The organism is Erwinia aeris, from assembly GCF_041224955.1.
GTDB lineage: Bacteria > Pseudomonadota > Gammaproteobacteria > Enterobacterales > Enterobacteriaceae > Erwinia > Erwinia aeris.
On sequence record NZ_JBGFFX010000001.1, the window covers coordinates 458,600 to 476,404 of the forward strand.

Sequence of the window (17,805 nt, forward strand, 5' to 3'; positions counted from 1 at the left end):
GCCGTTTATCCATTGATGGAGTCCTGCATGAAATCTTTTAGCCCGCGTAAAGCAGCCCTTGCGGTCGTTGCTGCATTCAGTCTGGCCGCCTGTCAGACCCCGGCAAAAAAACCAGAAGCGCCCGTTAATTCTGCCGCGACGGCCAAAGCGCAAGCGCAGCCTGCCGAGCGCGCGCTGGGCGATGGACTGTATGAAATGGCCTGGACGCCGAAAGCGCTTTACGTCGCCAGCGCGCAATCTTTTAAAAACGTTAACGGCGGCATTCTGTATCGTCTGGATCCCGCCACGCTGGCAACCACCGGTGAAACTCACACCGATCTGAAAAACTTTGGTATGGCGGTCGAGCCGGACGGCAGCGTGTTCTACACCACTAACTCGCTCGACGGTACTATTTCTAAGGTGGATGCAGAGAGCGGCAAAGTGCTGAAACGTCTGGCATTCAGCGAGAAGGGCAAAGACGGCTCGCCTTACGGTGCGCGTGAAATTTTCTGGCACGAAGGGAAGCTTTACGTGGGCGGCGTGGGCGATCCGGGCGTCATTTGGGTGGTGGATGCCAAAACGCTGAAGCTAAGCAAGACCATCAGGAACGCCGGCAAGTGGGTGACGGGCATTATTTATTCGCCGGTGACCGATCGTCTTTATGCGGCTAACGGCGGCGGCGAAGTGCTGGTGATCAACCCGCGCACGCAGAAAATTGAAAAACGCTGGACGGCGGGCGATGGCAAAGCTTATCTGCTGCTGAACCTGGCGGAAGATCCGGCCACCGGCCGCCTGTTCGTCACCGACAACTCAAAGGCGAAAACCACGCTGGTGTTCGACGAGCGCAGCGGCAAAGTGATCAAACGCATCGAAGGCGACGCGCTGGGCATCAAGTTCAACGCGAAGCGCAACGAGCTGTATATCAGCCAGCGCGAATCCAGAAAGGTGTTGCAGCTGGACGCCACCAGCTATGCGGTGAAAAACAGCTGGTCGTTCGACAGCAGCCCGAACAGCCTGCTGGTTTCGCCGGACGGGCAGACGCTTTACGTCACGCTCAAGCAGGATTTCAACAAAGATGATTCGACTAAAGGCAAGGACAGCGTAGTCCGTATCGCGCTGAAATAAGAAAGAGGCGGCCTGCGGGCCGCCTGATTATCACACCTGCGCCATACCGCCATCGACAAACAGTTCGCTCGCGTTGATAAAGCTGGCCGCATCGGAAGCCAGAAAAGCGACCGCTTTAGCAATCTCTTCCGCTTCGCCCAGGCGCCCCAGCGGCACCTGAGCCGCCAGATAATCAAACAATCCCTGGCGCTCCTCTTCACTGACTAATCCACCCAGGCCAGGCGTTTTTACCGGGCCGGGGCTGATGGCGTTAACCCGAATACCGCGTTCTTTCAGATCCAGCGACCAGGATCGTGCAAAGTTGCGTACCGCCGCTTTGCTGGCGCTGTAGACGCTGAAGCCGGCCGTCCCCTGAACGGAAGTGGTGGAGGCGGTCAGGATCACCGAAGCGCCATCGCTCAGCAGCGGCAGCGCTTTTTGCACGGTAAACAGCACGCCGCGCACGTTGGTGCCAAATATCCGATCAAAATGCGCCTCGGTGATGGCGCCCAGCGGCAGCATATCGCCGCCGCCCGCATTGGCGAACAGAATATCCAGACGGCCCGCTTTTTCCGCGATAGTGGCGTAAACCCTATCCAGATCGGCCAGCACGGCGGCATCGGCGCGAATGCCCGTTGCCGCCGTACCGATGGCGGCGACGGCCGCGTCCAGCTCGGGTTGACGCCTTCCGGTAATAAACACGCGTGCACCCTGAGCTGCCAGTTCATGCGCGGCCGCCAGGCCAATTCCCGATGTGCCGCCGGTAACTAATGCGATCTTGCCATTCAGTGCATTCATCTTCTTCTCCGCTGTGGACAGATAATGGCCCGGCTTGTCCGGGTGAGAAGGCACTGTAGCCTTCCGCCTTTTGTTGATAAATCCTGTAAAATGAAAATAACTATCCCTGTACGGAAATAATCAGGACAAAAGAGATGGATCAGCTTATGGCGATACGGGCTTTTGCCCGCGTAGTGGAAACGGGAAATTTTACCCGCGCGGCGGATTCGCTTTCGATGCCCAACGCGACGCTAAGTAAACTGGTGCAGCAGCTGGAGGCGCATCTGGGTATCAGGCTGTTACAGCGCACCACCCGTCGCGTTACCGTCACGCCCGAAGGACGCGAGTATTATGAAAAAACCGCCCGGATCCTGAAGGATTTGGAAGATATTGACGGCGCTTTTACCGCTATTCGCGGCCAGCCGCACGGGCAGTTGCGTATTGATATTGGCGGCTCTACGGCCCGTGACGTGCTGATCCCGGCGTTGCCTGAATTTATGGCCCGCTATCCGGATATCCGTATCGATCTGGGGGTATCGGATCGCGCAGTCGATCTCATCGGCGACAGCGTGGACTGCGTTATTCGCGGCGGCCCGCTTGCGGATTCATCGCTGGTTGCCAGGCAGATTGGTTTTGCCACGCTGATTACCTGCGCCACGCCGGGCTATCTGAAGCGCTACGGCGTACCTGCCAGCCCGCAGGAGCTGAACAATGGCCATCGGCTGGTTAGCTATCTCTCGTCGGACAGCGGCAGGGCTTTTCCGTTTCGCTTCGCACGGCAGGGAGAAAAAATGGAAATCAAAGCGCCGTACCGGCTCGGCGTAAACGAAAGCAACGCGCACCTGGCGGCAGCGCTGGCCGGACTGGGTATCGTACAGACGTTTACCTACGCGGCCTGCGAAGCGTTGAGAACCGGCCAGCTCCAGGAAATCCTGCAGGCGTGGCGGCCAGCGCCTTATCCTTTTCATGTGGTTTACCCGCAAAATCGCCACGTCACGCACCGTCTGCGCGTTTTTATCGACTGGTTAACAGAGACGTTTCCGGCTCGTATCAATGTGGGAAGTGAATGAAATACTGATGTTGAGACGGATTAAACGATAAAGCTCCGGGTCAGAAAATTACCGGGGATATATAACGGCATAATTTAATTTTATTCAACAAAGACAAAGGTATAGCTTATTAAATAAGCATCGCCTGCCGATTTTACCGGCAGGCAGAAGGATTAGCGTGACGCCGAATCCGGCTCTGAAATAATGCGGTGGCGCTGCGCCTTTTGCGATTCGCTCTGAATGCGGTTCAGCACGTCGCCCTCATGTTCCGCCTCATCGCTGCCGTAAACATACTCATGACCGCTCATCAATGCATACCAGGCGCGTTCGGCCACTTCCGCCGGTTTAGTCGGCTGACTGGCACCGACTTTGGTATTGGCCTGGCCCGCGTTCTTAAAGAAGTTGGTTTCCGTCGCGCCGGGCATCAGCAGCGTCATATTCAGGCCCGAGCCTTTCAGCTCGTTGCGAATGGCCCAGAAGAAGGAATTGACGAAGGCTTTGCTCGCGCCATAAATCGCCTCGAAAGGGATGGGCGAGGTGCCGGAGATGGAAGAGGTCATCAGGACGTGGCCGCTTTGACGTTCGATCATCGCAGGCAGGAAAATTTTAGCCATATGAACGTAAGAATCGACGTTAAGGCGGATTAGCTGTAGCTCTTTTTCCAGCGCCGTGCCGCCAATAAAGCGGCCGCCCAGCCCCTGACCGGCATTAATAACCAGCGCATCCAGCGCCAGCCCGTCGTTATCGATGCGCTGCTTCAGCTTTTCGATCTCATCATAGCGGCTTAAATCCACGCTTAGTGCGTGGATCTTTGTGCCGTAGCCGCACAGATCCTCACAGGCCTTGTGCAGTTTTTCCTCATTGCGCGCTACGGCCACAATGTCATAACCATTTTTCGCAAAAATTCTGGCCAGTTCCAGCCCGATCCCGTTGGAAGCCCCGGTAATCAATGCAATTTTATTCATGCCCGATCCTCTTTTTATATTCTGCGTTAGCGGTCTTTTAACCGTAGCAGCAAAAAAGCGGGACGCGGGCGGCCTGCGCACGTTCAATGGCGCGTTGTCACTGGCTTCTCAAATAAACTATTTTAAATCAATATTTTATTTTTGTTGAATGCGATTCAATGACGGGTTGAGTCAATATTTTCGCCCAAAAACCAGTACCAGAGCGGAATAGCCAGCAGGCCGGTAAAGACCAGCGAATAGACGGCGATCATAAACAGCTGTGGCGCCAGCATGCCCGCTGACCAGTCGTGTAAAGGAATATGGTATTCGTCAATCGCGCCGCCGATCATTACTTTCGACATCACGGTAAGCGCGATAACCAGCACAACAGCCAGCGCGGCGATAAACCGCTTTGTTTCTTTCCGTTTCATAACCCGTTTCCACAAGCAAATAGTGCGCCGCAGTATAACAACTCCCTTTGCAAAACGTTCCTGAAACTCGGCAAAATCGTCCCCTCAATTCAGCCGCGTGCGGTTTTTCGCCGTCGGGCGGAATTATGTACAGTTATAGCGGGGCATTTGCAGTAGAATTGCGGGCTTAACGTCATTTATTTAGCAGGAAACTTATGAGGGAGAGTTCGTTAGCCCGCCATCGGCCTTCGGTATGGTGGGGCGCGATGATCATCTGCGGAACCGTGGTTGGCGCCGGTATGTTTACGCTTCCCGTGGTCATGGCCGGCGCCTGGTACGGCTGGTCATTGCTGATCCTGATGGTCAGCTGGGTCTGCATGTTGTTGACAGGATTACTGTTTGTGCAGGCCAGCCAGCATTATCCGCTGGGCGCCGGTTTTGATACCATCACGCGCGATTTGCTCGGACGCGGCTGGGCGGCCGTAAACGGGCTGAGCATTCTGTTTGTGCTGGGCATTCTTACCTATGCCTATATCTCCGCCAGCGGGCCGGTCTACCAGAGCTCTTTAAATCGCGCGGGTCTGCATCTTTCCGTGGCGGACGCCAAAATCATGCTCACGCTGTGCGTGGCGGCAGTGGTCTGGCTGGGCACCAAAGGCGTCAGCCGACTGATGACCTTCTGCGTGCTGGCGAAAATCCTGCTGCTGGTGACGCTGTTTGGCGGACTGTTGACGCAGCTGGATATTGCCACGCTGGCTAACAGCGGCGCCTCCGGGCAGGCCTACTGGCCTTATACGCTGGCGGTGCTGCCGTTCTGCCTTGCCTCCTTCGGCTATCACGGCAATATCAGCGGCCTGATCGGCTACTATGCGGGCGATAAAAAACAGGTAAATCGAGCGCTGATGCTGGGGACTTTTATGTCGCTGGTGATCTATCTGTTCTGGCTGACCGGCACGATGGGCAATCTTCCGCGCGCCTCTTTCCCTGCCATTATCGATGCGGGCGGGGATATCGAGGCGCTGATGGCGGCCTTACGGCGCTATCTGCACGTCAGCGCGCTGGCGCTGCTGATGGATGTCTTCTCGCACTTCGCGGTGATCTGCTCGTTTCTTGGCGTGACGGCAGGGCTGTTTGATTTTATTGCCGACCGATTGCAGATGGCGGATACGCGGCTGGGCCGATTAAAAACGGCCTGTCTGACGTTTTTACCGGCGCTGTGCGCTTCCCTGTGGTTTCCGAACGGCTTTATCGCCGCGATTGGCTTTGCCGGTCTGTTCGCCACGCTGTGGGCGGTGATTGTGCCTGCGCTGCTGGCGCGAAAAGCGCAGCAGAAGTTTCCGGAAGCGACCACGCACGCCGGCAGGCAAAATGTAGCCATTGTCGTTGTAATGCTGTTTGGCGGGCTGAACGTGCTGGCGTGGACACTGAGCTGGCTTGGCTGGCTGCCTGTTTTTCGCGGTTAACTATTTATCCGGCCCGGTATTAACCGGGCCGTTTTTTTAGTGATGCAGCATCTCATCAACCACCTGAGCGTTGGTCAGCTGCCACGGATAAAAAGTAGGCCAGTTGTCCATTTCCTTCAGCAACGCTTCCTGAGAGGTGTTGCCCATAAAAATATGGAAGTGAGCCGATTGGCGGGGCGCAATGGTGTGATCGCTGAACTGCACGTATTTTGGTGCCTTGCTGTTGGCGTCGCGGCATTCAAACAGATAGCGAACGCCTTTTTTTCCCGAAGCATACGTCAGGATCTGATGACCCTTGTAGTGATATTGACAGCTGCTGGCCTGGTCGCCGCGACGAAACTCGATAACATCGTTTTCAATCGCCAGCGTATCGATATCGGTGGCATAGCCCTTGCGGTAATACGCTTTAAGCTGCTCAACGGTTTTGCTTTTATCTTTTTCGGCTTTCTTTTGCAGCACGGGATCAAGCTCGCCGCTGTCCAGCAGAGGGTAGACCGACTGCCAGACGCCGTCCCAGTCCGTCAGGCTTCTTTCCTTAACGTCCTGGTTATTAAAAACGCCTTCCGCCGCTTTCTGTTCGGTTTCGCTCAATGGCTTACCGTGCGAGTGGGCACCATGTGCAAAAACCTGTCCGCACATCAGCAGGGCGCCTAGCGCCAGGCCCACGTTTTTTACTTTTGCCGCCAACATACCATCCTCCGTCCCGTAATTTTTAAATGTTATAACATAACATTTGGGCGGACAGCAATGAAGTTGCGCCGCCAGTAACGGAGGCCATAGCTGGCTATTACTCTTTAGCAGAAAGAACCGCGGTCATATGAACGCCGTTGTTATAATTGGCTTCGGTAATGCGGTAAGAGGCGTTGGCCGCTTTTGCCTGAGCTGAAATCTGCGCTTCGGCGGCGTCCAGGGTGGAAGCACAGGCGGTGACGCTTTGGGCGAAGCTCACGGAAGAGATCAGTGAAAGGGCGGTAAAAACAACTAATTTTTTGATGGCTTTCATGGAAGATTCCTTACTTTAATTATCAGATTTAAAGGCATGTCGCCTTGATGTAAGGAATGATAAGCGCGTTGGTGCGGGTTTGAAAGCCGATAGTTTTGCCATTCTTAATCAATAAAACTGAAAAAGAAGAGGGCGCGTACGCCCTGTAAATAAGGGTTATGGCTGTTCTGAAGCGCGGCAAAGATAAAAGATAAGAAAGATACCCGGCGCGCTTTCCACTTCCAGCGCGCTATAGGTGTAATGACTGATTTTTCCCTGGCTATCGATAATAGCCTTGTTGCCCGTGCCGAACTTGCTGACGTCCTGACGATGCCACATCTCCCGGAACGCCTCGCTGCGGGCGGTAAGATCGTCAATCACCCGCCCGAAATCTTCTGCATAGTTGCTGGCAGCGTAATAGGTGCGAAAGGCGGCAATAGTATGCTGCGCGGCCAGCTCCCAGTGATGGATTTTTTGCTTATAGTCGTCGCTGATAAACATCAGCTTCAGCGAGTTACGATCGTCTTCGGGGATAGTCGACCAGTCAAAAATCTGGCTTCTGGCCGCTTCGTTCCAGTAGAGAATATCCATATTGGCGCGCCGGATAAACGCGGGATGCGGCGCCAGCGCGTCCGCCATCACTTTAACCTCATGCGGTATTGCGCCCGGTTTCGGTGCATTTTTCGCGCCGAAAATCAGCCTGTCCAGATAATCCTGTTCGGTGGTGGAAAGCTGCAGCACGTTGCCGATCCGCTTCAGCGCGGCGGGCGAAATACTGATATCGCGTCCCTGCTCAAGCCAGGTATACCAGCTGACGCTGACGGCGGCGAGCTGCGCCACTTCTTCTCGTCGCAGGCCTTTTACCCGCCGCTGTTGCAGCGTAAAACCATAATCTTCAGGATTAAGCCGTGAACGGTGATGCGTCAGGAAGTTTTTAATATCCTCGTTGCGTTCCCGGGTATGACTGCCTGTCATAGGATAATTCGCCCCATTTTTCATTCAGCGATTGCGAAATAGTATGGCCGCCAGATTAAGATATTTCGCAGGAGCAAAGCAAAAATTATGTCTACTCAGGCCTCGCAATATACCGGCGCGCCCGGCGTCATGCTTACGGGGATCATTACCCTTGTCGCCGTGATGGGCATTGGCCGTTTTTCTTTAACGCCACAAATCCCTTTAATGATTGAGGATGGCTTTCTTACGCTTTCCAGCGCGGGGATCCTGGCGGCGATGAACTACATCGGCTATTTGCTGGGCGCCATCCACGTCAGTAAATTAAAACGCCATCATACCTTTTATTTAAAAACGGGCCTGATGGCGACGGTGCTGGTTACGCTGCTCTCCGCCGCTACCTCCAGCTTTATGCTGCAATGCCTGTTCCGCTTTGTTTCTGGCGTGGGCGGCGCGTGGGCGCTGATTATCGTGACTTCCTGGACACAGCTGGTGCTGGCGGGCAAGCAGGCGCCAAAACTGTCGGCGGCGGTATTTACCGGCCCCGGCGTGGGGATTACCTTAACCGGCGTGCTGGCCTGGGCGATGGCCTGTCTGGGCTTTCATGCCTCACAGGCCTGGCTGGTTTACGGCGTGGTGGCGACTATTGCCGCCCTGATGATTTTTACCCGGCTGCCAAAGACGCTGGCGACCACCAACGGCAAAATAAAACCCGAGCCGCTAAACCGCAACCTGAAGCTTTTGCTGGCGGCCTATAGCCTGGCGGGCTTCGGCTATATTCTGCCGGCAACGTTTTTATCGCAGATGGCGCACGCTATTTTTACGGTCGGCAACCAGGCCGCCTTTTTCTGGCCGCTGTTCGGGCTGGCGGCGGTAGCGGGTGTGCTGCTGGTTATTGCCTTTGCCGCGCGTATCCGTACGCAGCCTGCGCTGGTTACGGCCATGATAGTGCAGGGCGCGGGCGTCGCCAGCGTGGTTTTTTTCCATGATGCGAAGGGGCTGCTTATCGCCACGCTGTTAACCGGGCTGGGTTTTCTTTCCATCATGCAGCTTTCGATGCGGCTGGCGCGTGAAGTTACGCAGGGTGCCGTGGCGCGGACGGTAGCGGTACTGACTTCCGGTTACGCAACGGGGCAGCTGACTGGACCGCTGATGTCGTCGTTAAGCGTGACGCTGTTTCATTCGCTGGAACCGGCGCTGTTGCTGGCTGCGGCAGGGCTTGTTGCCGGCGGCATCCTGGTGCTGCTCGGCATTAAAAATACTGCATAAATCAGTGACAAGGTCGTGTCGAACACGGCCTTTTTTATGGCAAATTTCTTCGCCATTCCGCCGCAGCAGGGGCATAATCCCGGGACGATTTTTTGTGGCAGGAGACGTCATGGAAAGAGAGACATTATTCAGCTACGTTCGGGAAAACTTTAAGTCAGAACCGGAATACCTTTGGCGCAGCCAGCCGGGTTATGCCGTACTTCGTCATGCCAATGGCAAGAAATGGTTCGCTATCGTCATGAACGTGTCCGGTACAAAACTGGGGCTGAAGCATGAAGAGAGGGTAGATATCCTTAACGTAAAAGTCAGGCCGGAGCACATCGGTTCGCTGCGTCTGAAAGAGGGCATTCTGCCCGCTTATCATATGAATAAAGGACACTGGATCAGCGTGATTCTTTCCGGCCCTTTATCATCATCAGAAATCTTTGAATTACTTGCAGACAGCCACGGCCTGACTTTCTGACTTAAAAGGAAATAAAGATGCGTGTTCGCCCGGCAGCCCGGCTTTTGATCCTTGATGAAGGCCAGCGGATATTGCTGTTCAGATATCGCCACACAACGGATGCGCTGGTGGGAAAGACCTATTGGGCAACGCCCGGCGGCGGCGTTGAGCAGGGCGAATCTTTTGCTCAGGCTGCCATCAGAGAGCTGCGTGAAGAAACCGGGATTGTTTGTGCCGATATGGGCAGCAGCATCGCGCAACAAAGTTTTGTCATGACGCTGCCGGATGGCGAGAAGGTCAGGGCGCTGGAAAAATTTTACGTGGTGTGGGTACAAAGCCACGCCATCAGCACTCACGGCTGGAGTCGTAATGAAAAGCGTGTTATCAGCGACCACAGCTGGTGGCACATGGCTGAGTTACAGATCACCGCTGAGATTATCTATCCTCAGGGCCTGGCCACCATCCTCGCTTCGCTATCCGCCTGACAGCACCTGAATCTTTAGACTACCCTTACTTTTCAATCACAGAGGAGAAGCAAGATGGCTGATTCAGTTCTGATCGACACGCTACAGTTTGGCCCGGAAGACGCGCCGGTGCAGAAATATGAAATTTATGGCGATGACGAGAGCACGCCAACCCATGCGGTAATTTACTGCAAAGACGACGGCGGCTGGCAAAAGCTGGATGAGACGCTCAGCTTTGCCGCAGAGGATGAACAGAAAGAAGCCACCGAAGCGATGGGTTACGGCTCTGGCGACAGCCTGCCGGACCTGCGCGATCTGCCTGCCGAAGCCAGGGAGCACTGCGAGCAGCACTGGCAAAATAGCCAGCAATAAATCCTGCCGGGGATAGCCCGGCGCCTGTTGCGTCTGCACAGCGCAATTTCGCTCGCAGTATTCGCCTTTCTGAACTTAACTCAACTACATCGAACACCGCTTTTTGTACCTTACAGGGGGAACATTTGGCCAGAAAACCGCTACCTGAATCCGCTAAAGAACTGACGCTCCGCCGCTGGATATCCATAGGACTTCCCGCCACCGATCTTTTCGCTCTCTGGCTGGCGCCGGATACCTTGCCGCGCATTATGAGCCATTTCGCAAAGGTCACGCCGATCAATAAAAGCGATGCGCACTGGCAGATCGATGGCCCGCTCGGGAAAAAATATGCCTGGGAAAGCCGTATCGTAGAGGCGCAGCCGGGTGAGATTATTGCCTGGCAGTCGCTGGAAGGCGCTGATATCCCTAACGAGGGCAAGCTGGTGCTGACGCCGGCGCCCGGCGAATGGGGAACCGAGCTGGCATTAACTCTGACTTTCACGCCGCCTGGCGGCACCCTGGGTAAAAAAGTGACCACCTTTTTCGATCTGCTGCCTAAAGAGATTGCCAGCATCGCGCTGCATCGCTTTAAAAGCCTCGCCGAAACCGGAGAGATCCCTACGATTAACGGTCAGCCCGCTGGCCGCCATGCCGAACGTCAGGATAAGGAGAAATAAATGCGCGCACTTTGCTGGAATGGCGTTAACGATCTCAGCGTTGAAACAGTGGCGGATCCCGGTCTGCTTAATCCTCACGATGCCATTATTCGCGTTATCCTGACCACCACCTGCGGCTCCGATTTGCATGTTATCGACGGGCTGATCCCCAGCATGCGCGAGGGCGATATCCTTGGTCATGAATTTATGGGTGAGGTGGTTGAAGTAGGCAGCGCGGTGAAAAATATCCGCCGTGGCGATCGGGTGGTGGTTCCTTCCTTTATTTCCTGCGGTTCATGCTGGTATTGCCAGCATGAGCTGCCTTCCTGCTGCGATAACACCCATCCCCAATGGGAAAAAGGCGAGACGGTGCTGGGCCATCCGACTGGCGGCATTTATGCCTACAGCCACGCTTTTGGCGGCTACGCAGGTTCCCATGCCGAATACGTTCGCGTACCTTTTGCTGATAATGACTGCTTTGTGATCCCGGATGGCGTAACCGATGAGCAGGCGCTGTTTCTGTCCGACGCCGCGCCCACGGGCTATATGGGCGCGGATTTCTGCAATATCCATCCTGGCGACACCGTGGTGGTCTGGGGCTGTGGCGGCGTTGGCCTGATGGCGCAGCAGAGCGCATGGCTGATGGGTGCGCATCAGGTTATCGGCATCGATCGCTATCCGGAGCGGCTGGCGATGGCGCGCGACTATGCCGGCAGCATCACGCTGGATTATACCCAGGTGGATATCAACGAGGCGCTGCTGGAACTTACCGGCGGACGCGGCCCGGACAGCTGCATCGATGCGGTCGGTATGGAGGCGCGAGGTGAAGGTTTAAGCCAGGTATACGACAAAACCAAACAGCTGCTGCATCTGGAAACGGACGTCGGCGCGGCGCTGCGTCAGGCGCTCTATGCCTGTCGCAAAGGCGGCAATATCGCCATTCTTGGCGTATATGGCGTGATGGATAAATTTCCGCTGGGGCTGATGATCAATAAAAGCCTGACTATCCGCACCGCGCAGCAGCATGGCCAGCGCTATATGCATCGGCTGCTGGATCACGTGGCGAAAAACGAGCTGAATCCGGCGTTTATGGCGACGCACCGTTTCTCGCTGGAAGACGCGCCGCGCGGCTATGAAATGTTCAAGCACAAGGAAGACGGCTGCGTCAGAGCGATTTTCGCTCCCTGAACATTCGCCGTGCGGTATGGCCGGGAATGTTGTTGCGGCTAGCAGTTTACCGGCATGAACGGGGTGATATTAATGAAAGAAAAGGGCGCCGCTATCTGTTTTTGGCGGCGCCCTACATTTTTTTGCAGTGCCTCAGGCGATAAAAGAAGCCCGTGTTGGTGTTTTCAATGATAAAGCGATCGTCATATTTAGCTCGCCTGAAAAATGTCACCCCGTTAACGGTGGCCTGCTGTTTGACTCCGCCCATCACGCTTGCCAGTTCTGGCGACGCCACTTCGTTACCAAGCATTTTCACCTGATAGTCACTGCCATGATCCTGAACAAGCGCCGCTTCCGGTAATACCAGCGTTTCAGTTCGGGAACTGGTTATGCGGATATCACACACATATGTTCCCGGTCCGGAATCTACAGCAGCGGAACTGCAAAAGGAAAAGCCTAAAGCGAACAGTGGAAGAATTTTATTCATGCAAACACCATCAAGGGTTAAACAGCACTGTAGAGGTTATCGGCAACGATTTGATAGACTTCAGCCGCCAGGGCTGATGCAGCGAGCTAAGCTTTGCGACAAGCTGGTTTTCATCGTATTTTTCCAAAACGTATTGGATGAACCGCCGGTAAGTCATAGTTTTCACGTAGCTTTATTTTGGTACGCATAATGTATATTATGTTAAATTAACGACGTGCCAGACAGTCCGGCTACCTTTCCTCGCGTAATCAATTCCCTGCTTTTATCCAAAACTGGTCATGTGGATCGTCGCCGTAAGGCGGCTCTTTGTACCCTGTTCCCCAGTTGACGTTCCCGCGCGGCTTTGAGCAAATCCGCCGCCCGTATGCAGCGTTTCATCATGGGGCAACACGGGCTACGTTACCGGGCAAGGCGCTTCACGCTGACCCGTTTTAATTCAATGCTCACTCTTCTCGCCACGGCACGACTTCCCCAAGAAAAGTATGCGTGCAGCAACGGCACGTTACCGGGATATCCTCTGCTGAAATTTGCGGATTAACCTGTTGGAGCATTCCCTGTTCATCAATAAACAAGCCAGGGAAAAAGCTAAACTCGCCGCAGCAAACATACTCGCGCTGCTGGTGCTCATGCTGCGCCACCATCCAGAATATGGGCTCGGGTTTATCTAACCGGCTTTTTGCCTCGCTGTACACCTCATCCCAGCATTGCCCAAGCTTGCTGAGCAGAAAGTAAAACAACGGGGAATAATCCAGCCCGCGCTGATGCCTGCCGTGCATAGATTCGCGCTGCGGCAGCATTTCAGCAGGCAGCTTTTTTTTATTCCTTTCGTGGCGATACTCGGCGCTTGGGTGGTTCGAGCGATGCCGCGTGGTCGTGTTGACCCGGCGGTAAAGTCTTTGGGCTTTATTGTCGTGATGAATTCTCAATGTACGCTCCTTGCTATTAGTCCATGCAAACCGGCTCACCGGTTTTAAGTGAAAGCCGGAACGGCTGCCAGCCTCCCGGCGGATCCCAGTCGCCCTCGCCTTCAATCACATCATTTTCAATTGCTGACAGCGTCACGCCATCAATTGCGCATCGTGCGGATTGCCAGAGAATGCCTTCAGTCAGGTGAACCAGAAAAACATAGCTGTAGGTAGCGACAAGGAAATGCTCATGCAGCCTGACAGAATTAATATCAGGAACAGCATAAATGTGTCCAACGTAGTCATCAAGCGGGAAACTACGGAAATGGCCTGAGATTATTTCTGCAATGTGTAGATGGTCGCCGCAGATTATCGCTATAGAGTGGTCATTACACAGAAAGTCGCAGAACGCGCTGGAAACCAAAAATCCTTCTTCATCAGCGCGGATATAAAGCTGTAAAACCAGGACTGGCACGCCATTATCACTAATAAGCACCCTTCTGTCTTTTTTTCCCTGTCCGGCAAACGGATTGATATGAACTATGTTAACTTCACCGGCCGTTATCGCTTGCTCCATAAAGCGGGCTTGATATCTCATTATTTATCCATAAAAACGCTTATTTGCCCATTGAATCGCTCGCGCTACGTAAAATCTACAGGGCCAGAGCCTTGCAGAATTCACGTAGCTGGCTTTGATACCGTCTTTTTCAGGCGCCGATATCCCGCAGCGCTTTGCCTTTCATCAGGTTACGCTCAATATGCTCCAGCGTGACGTGTTTGGTTTCCGGCACCAGCCATATCGTCAGCAGGATAAACGCCAGGTTAAGCGCGGCGTAGAACCAGAACGTATTGGCATTACCAAACTTCTCCAGCATGGTCAGAAACGTCGCGCCGACGATCATATTACCTACCCAGTTAGTGGTCGTGGAGGCGGTAATGCCAAAGTCGCGGCCTTTCAGCGGCTGGATTTCCGAACACAGCAGCCACACCACCGGGCCGGCTGCCATCGCAAAGCCGACGATAAAGATCAGCAGCATCGCAATTGCAAAGTACTTACGAAAATCGGTTTCAACGCCCAGATGCAGCAGCGTGCCCAGCACGCCCATACCGATGGCCATCACCAGGAAGCTGGTCGTAAGCATCGGCTTACGTCCCCAACGGTCGACCAGACCAATAGCGATTAAGGTTGCCAGCACGTTGACCATGCCGACGATCACCGTTCCCCACATTTGCTCGCCGGTACTGGAAAAACCGGCGATGCCGAAAATTTTCGGCGCGTAGTACATCACCACGTTCATGCCGGTAAATTGCTGCATCAGCTGCAACAGCATCCCCAGCCATACTGCACGGCGAAAATTGCCGTTGTTTCTGAACAACGACCAGCCGTGCTGTTTAACCTTCAGGCTTTCCCGGATGTCGTCCAGCTCCTGCTTCGCCTGCTCGCTGGTATTACGCAGACGATCCAGCACGCGCTGCGCCTCGTTAAAACGCCCGTGCGAAGCCAGCCAGCGTGGGCTGTTAGGCAGAAACAGCACGCCGATAAACAGGATCACCGCCGGGATAGCGATAACGCCCAGCATCCAGCGCCAGCTGCCGCTATAGCTAAAGGCGGTATCGGAAAGATAAGCCACCACAATGCCGGTGGTCAGCATCAGTTGATACATGGAGATCATAGAGCCGCGAATGCGTTCCGGCGCAATTTCAGCAAGATACAGAGGCGCGGTATAAGATGCCACGCCCACAGAACGCGAGAAAATATCAGCGATTCCACATCCGGCGAAAGCGCCGACCATAGCGAGCCGATAATAAACAGCGTGGCCCCGGCCAGCATGCTTTTTTTGCGTCCCAGCTTCGAGGACATCCAGCCGGCGGCCAGCGCGCCAATGGCTGCGCCAAACATCAGCGAGCTGACCACCCATTCCTGCTCGTGATTGCTGATATGCAAATCTTTCGCTAAAAAAGGCAGCGCGCCTGCAATAACGCCGATATCAAGCCCGAACAGCAGGCCCGATAGCGCCGCCATCATGCAGACAAACCAGGTAAACCGATTCCCTGAAACTTTACTGGCCTTCATGCCGTATCTCCTCGCTTAAGTCAATTTACATCAAGAATGTTAACTTTATGTAAATAAGCGGGGTGTCGATGCGTTACCGGTCACATTTTCAGATACGACCGGCGGCAGGATAATGCGGAAGGCAAAACAAGGCAGCCGCTGCCTACTCTTCTTTTTTGCTTTTCCAGTTGGCCCACGGGCTGTCGGCAGGTGGTTCAGGTTCGGCAGAATCGCTTAGCGATTCAATATATAACGCCTCAACCTCTGCCCGCGCCCACGGTGTACGACGCAGAAACTTCAGGCTGGATTTAACGCTGGGGGCGCTTTTAAAGCAGTTGATATTAACGCGTTTGCCCATTTCGTCCCAACCGTAGCGTGCGACAAGCGCATTGATAATGGCTTCCAGCGTCATGCCATGCAGCGGATCTTTTGAAGTGTGGTTAGTCATAGCGTTCTCTCAGCGAAAATAATGCCGCTACCATACTGACTGTCATAGTCAGGTGCAAACCGGGCGTGTTTATTACGCGGCGCTGCTTTATGCAAAACCTTGCTCAAAGCGCACATTTTGAAACATCTTACTCAAATTTTTCTCCAGCCTGCCGATAGTGGTTTATAGACAGGCTTATTGGCCCGTTACTACACATCAGGAAATTTACCAAGACAGAATCCCGGCCTCCGCACCGAAGTGCGAGAAGAGACACGGTTCTTTGCTCTGTAGAGTCAAAGGATAAAACGTTCCACCCGGGAAAATCATGCGTCACCGCGCTGGCGGTCGGCGCACAGTATTCATTGGCGAGGATAAAAGGCCCGCAATGGATCATTGAGATCATGAAAACTTCCTGGGGTTGTCTATGTTTGGTGTAAAAAAATCGAGTTTTTCCCTGTCTTTATCTAAAGGCAGCGCCGTTGTTAAGGACATTAACGCGATTAAGCAGCATGTGGCGTGGATTGAGTTTTTGCCCGATGGAGAAATTCTCAGCGCCAATCAGCAGTTTCTGGAGATGACCGGCTATTCGCTAAGCGAAATCCAGGGCAAGCATCACCGTATTTTTTGCGATACGGACTATGTCCGCTCATCGGAATATCATCATTTCTGGCAAACGCTGGCATCAGGCGAGTCGGTCACGGGTATCTTTGAACGTTTCAGTAAACAGCATCAGCGCTTTTACCTTAGCGCCACCTATTTCCCCGTTTGTGATGATAAGGGTGAGGTTTATAAGGTCATCAAGATAGCCTCTGATATTACCGCTCGCCATCAGGAGCTGGAGCAGAAAGAAGCGGTGATCACCGCGCTGGATCGTTCTATGGCGGTGATAGAATTTACCACTGACGGCAAGATAATCACCGCTAACAGCAATTTCCTTACCCATATGGGCTATGCGCTGTCGGACATCGTTGACCAGCACCATCGTATTTTTTGTTATGACAGCTTTTACCGGGAAAACCCCGATTTCTGGCAAAAAATCAGCAAAGGCCAGCATTTTGTCGGCCGCTTTGAGCGTAAAACCGCCAGCGGCGAACGTATCTGGCTTGAGGCAAGCTACAACCCCATCTATGACGCCGACGGCAAAGTCTGCAAGGTTATCAAGCTGGCTTCAGATATTACGGCCCGCGTTGAGGCGGCGAAGCGCGTGGCAGATATAGCGGTCACCACGTCGGAACAAACCTCGCAAATCACCCATAACGCTAATGAAGTGCTGGACGAAACCGTGCGGAACTCCGGCCAGGTCGCGTTGCAGGTAAGCGCCGCCACGGAAATTGGCACCCAGCTGAACGCATCGGCAAAAAGCATCAGCGAAGTGGTCGATACGATTAACGTTATCGCCTCGCAGACCAATATCCTCGCGCTGAACGCCGCGATAGAATCCGCTCGTGCCGGTGAAGCTGGCCGCGGGTTTAGCGTGGTAGCGGCGGAAGTTCGCCGTCTTGCCGCTTCAACCGCCAGCGCCACGCAAAAAATTACCGCCGTGGTGGACGTTAATACGCAGCTGATTAAGCAGATGTACCAGGAGCTGGATTCAGTCAAACAGTTTATGGTCACCGAGCAGGATAAAATCAGCGAGCTTTCGCGCAGCCTGCGGGAGATCAACAGCGGCGTGCACCAGTTTGTCAGCGTTATTCATCGGCTGGATGTGTAGGCACAGGAAAAGGGAGCAAGGCGGCTCCCTGCTCTTCTTATTCTGCTGCTTTCACGGGCAGTGATAACCTTTGGTGCGTAAGCGCACCATTAAAGCGCTAACGGGCGTGATAAATAAACCTGCCTTATGATTGCAATCTTTAGGCTTCGGGCTTAGCAAACTTCCTCCTGCGCCGGAAAACAGGCTTCTGCAGCTATTACATGATGTTAACAAA

Annotated in this window: 20 protein-coding genes and 1 pseudogene; 10 read left to right on the forward strand and 11 right to left on the reverse strand. The window is 54.1% G+C overall.

Going from position 1 to position 17,805, the window contains the following annotated elements:
• Positions 1 to 27 precede the first annotated feature (27 nt).
• Positions 28 to 1,104, forward strand: coding sequence for a YncE family protein (locus tag AB6T85_RS02220; RefSeq protein WP_253454048.1), 1,077 nt, complete (start codon positions 28 to 30; stop codon positions 1,102 to 1,104).
• A 30-nt stretch (positions 1,105 to 1,134) separates the two neighbouring features.
• Here AB6T85_RS02220 and AB6T85_RS02225 read toward each other — a convergent pair whose 3' ends face one another.
• Positions 1,135 to 1,881, reverse strand: a complete 747-nt coding sequence (locus AB6T85_RS02225) for an SDR family oxidoreductase (protein WP_301250767.1) — start codon at positions 1,879 to 1,881, stop codon at positions 1,135 to 1,137.
• A gap of 134 nt (positions 1,882 to 2,015) precedes the next feature.
• Here AB6T85_RS02225 and AB6T85_RS02230 point away from each other — a divergent pair, with 134 nt between their 5' ends.
• A complete protein-coding gene (locus AB6T85_RS02230; RefSeq protein WP_301250768.1) occupies positions 2,016 to 2,930 on the forward strand; it encodes a LysR family transcriptional regulator in 915 nt (304 codons plus the stop codon).
• 152 nt (positions 2,931 to 3,082) lie between these two features.
• Here the strand turns inward: AB6T85_RS02230 and AB6T85_RS02235 are convergent, their stop codons facing one another.
• Together AB6T85_RS02235 and AB6T85_RS02240 are read right to left on the reverse strand one after the other, a co-directional pair.
• Complete coding sequence (locus tag AB6T85_RS02235) at positions 3,083 to 3,874, reverse strand: SDR family NAD(P)-dependent oxidoreductase (RefSeq protein WP_369894695.1); 792 nt, start codon at positions 3,872 to 3,874, stop codon at positions 3,083 to 3,085.
• A gap of 155 nt (positions 3,875 to 4,029) precedes the next feature.
• Positions 4,030 to 4,284 (reverse strand): DUF2534 family protein, encoded by a 255-nt coding sequence (locus AB6T85_RS02240; protein ID WP_369894696.1) that lies wholly within the window; start codon positions 4,282 to 4,284, stop codon positions 4,030 to 4,032.
• Positions 4,285 to 4,478: 194 nt separating this feature from the next.
• On the opposite strand from AB6T85_RS02240, the gene AB6T85_RS02245 reads away from it, so the two are divergent.
• Entirely contained in the window at positions 4,479 to 5,726 is a 1,248-nt protein-coding gene (locus AB6T85_RS02245) for an aromatic amino acid transporter (RefSeq protein ID WP_253454058.1), read from the forward strand.
• Positions 5,727 to 5,762: 36 nt separating this feature from the next.
• On the opposite strand, the gene zinT is transcribed toward AB6T85_RS02245, so the two are convergent.
• The 3 genes from zinT to AB6T85_RS02260 all read right to left on the reverse strand — a co-directional run bounded on the left by zinT (position 5,763) and on the right by AB6T85_RS02260 (position 7,683).
• Entirely contained in the window at positions 5,763 to 6,416 is a 654-nt protein-coding gene (gene zinT / locus AB6T85_RS02250; protein ID WP_369894697.1) for a metal-binding protein ZinT, read from the reverse strand.
• Positions 6,417 to 6,513: 97 nt separating this feature from the next.
• Positions 6,514 to 6,729, reverse strand: coding sequence for a YdgH/BhsA/McbA family protein (locus AB6T85_RS02255; RefSeq protein WP_253454060.1), 216 nt, complete (start codon positions 6,727 to 6,729; stop codon positions 6,514 to 6,516).
• A 156-nt stretch (positions 6,730 to 6,885) separates the two neighbouring features.
• On the reverse strand, positions 6,886 to 7,683 hold the full coding sequence (locus tag AB6T85_RS02260; RefSeq protein ID WP_301729528.1) for a helix-turn-helix transcriptional regulator: 798 nt from the start codon (positions 7,681 to 7,683) through the stop codon (positions 6,886 to 6,888).
• An 87-nt stretch (positions 7,684 to 7,770) separates the two neighbouring features.
• Here AB6T85_RS02260 and AB6T85_RS02265 point away from each other — a divergent pair, with 87 nt between their 5' ends.
• The 6 genes from AB6T85_RS02265 (at position 7,771) to AB6T85_RS02290 (ending at position 12,029) form a co-directional block, all read left to right on the forward strand.
• Complete coding sequence (locus AB6T85_RS02265) at positions 7,771 to 8,928, forward strand: YbfB/YjiJ family MFS transporter (RefSeq protein WP_369894698.1); 1,158 nt, start codon at positions 7,771 to 7,773, stop codon at positions 8,926 to 8,928.
• Positions 8,929 to 9,037: 109 nt separating this feature from the next.
• Entirely contained in the window at positions 9,038 to 9,391 is a 354-nt protein-coding gene (locus tag AB6T85_RS02270) for an MmcQ/YjbR family DNA-binding protein (RefSeq protein WP_369894699.1), read from the forward strand.
• A 17-nt stretch (positions 9,392 to 9,408) separates the two neighbouring features.
• Complete coding sequence (locus AB6T85_RS02275; RefSeq protein WP_369894700.1) at positions 9,409 to 9,855, forward strand: NUDIX hydrolase; 447 nt, start codon at positions 9,409 to 9,411, stop codon at positions 9,853 to 9,855.
• A gap of 54 nt (positions 9,856 to 9,909) precedes the next feature.
• Entirely contained in the window at positions 9,910 to 10,206 is a 297-nt protein-coding gene (locus tag AB6T85_RS02280) for a hypothetical protein (RefSeq protein WP_369894701.1), read from the forward strand.
• A 125-nt stretch (positions 10,207 to 10,331) separates the two neighbouring features.
• Positions 10,332 to 10,862, forward strand: coding sequence for an SRPBCC family protein (locus tag AB6T85_RS02285; protein ID WP_369894702.1), 531 nt, complete (start codon positions 10,332 to 10,334; stop codon positions 10,860 to 10,862).
• On the forward strand, positions 10,863 to 12,029 hold the full coding sequence (locus AB6T85_RS02290) for a zinc-dependent alcohol dehydrogenase (RefSeq protein WP_253454077.1): 1,167 nt from the start codon (positions 10,863 to 10,865) through the stop codon (positions 12,027 to 12,029).
• Between the two features lie 112 nt (positions 12,030 to 12,141).
• Here AB6T85_RS02290 and AB6T85_RS02295 read toward each other — a convergent pair whose 3' ends face one another.
• The 5 genes and pseudogenes from AB6T85_RS02295 to AB6T85_RS02315 form a co-directional block, all read right to left on the reverse strand.
• Positions 12,142 to 12,495 carry a hypothetical protein gene (locus tag AB6T85_RS02295; protein WP_369894703.1) on the reverse strand — a complete coding sequence of 118 codons (354 nt, stop codon included), beginning with the start codon at positions 12,493 to 12,495 and terminating at the stop codon, positions 12,142 to 12,144.
• A gap of 443 nt (positions 12,496 to 12,938) precedes the next feature.
• Positions 12,939 to 13,421 carry a hypothetical protein gene (locus AB6T85_RS02300; RefSeq protein ID WP_369894704.1) on the reverse strand — a complete coding sequence of 161 codons (483 nt, stop codon included), beginning with the start codon at positions 13,419 to 13,421 and terminating at the stop codon, positions 12,939 to 12,941.
• A 16-nt stretch (positions 13,422 to 13,437) separates the two neighbouring features.
• Positions 13,438 to 13,998, reverse strand: coding sequence for a hypothetical protein (locus AB6T85_RS02305; RefSeq protein ID WP_369894705.1), 561 nt, complete (start codon positions 13,996 to 13,998; stop codon positions 13,438 to 13,440).
• A gap of 109 nt (positions 13,999 to 14,107) precedes the next feature.
• Positions 14,108 to 15,474, reverse strand: a pseudogene (locus tag AB6T85_RS02310) (sugar porter family MFS transporter).
• Positions 15,475 to 15,616: 142 nt separating this feature from the next.
• Positions 15,617 to 15,901: a VF530 family protein gene (locus tag AB6T85_RS02315; protein ID WP_369894706.1), complete on the reverse strand. Its 285-nt coding sequence runs from the start codon at positions 15,899 to 15,901 to the stop codon at positions 15,617 to 15,619.
• A gap of 403 nt (positions 15,902 to 16,304) precedes the next feature.
• On the opposite strand from AB6T85_RS02315, the gene AB6T85_RS02320 reads away from it, so the two are divergent.
• Entirely contained in the window at positions 16,305 to 17,591 is a 1,287-nt protein-coding gene (locus AB6T85_RS02320) for a methyl-accepting chemotaxis protein (RefSeq protein ID WP_301250786.1), read from the forward strand.
• The last annotated feature ends 214 nt before the right edge of the window (positions 17,592 to 17,805 follow it).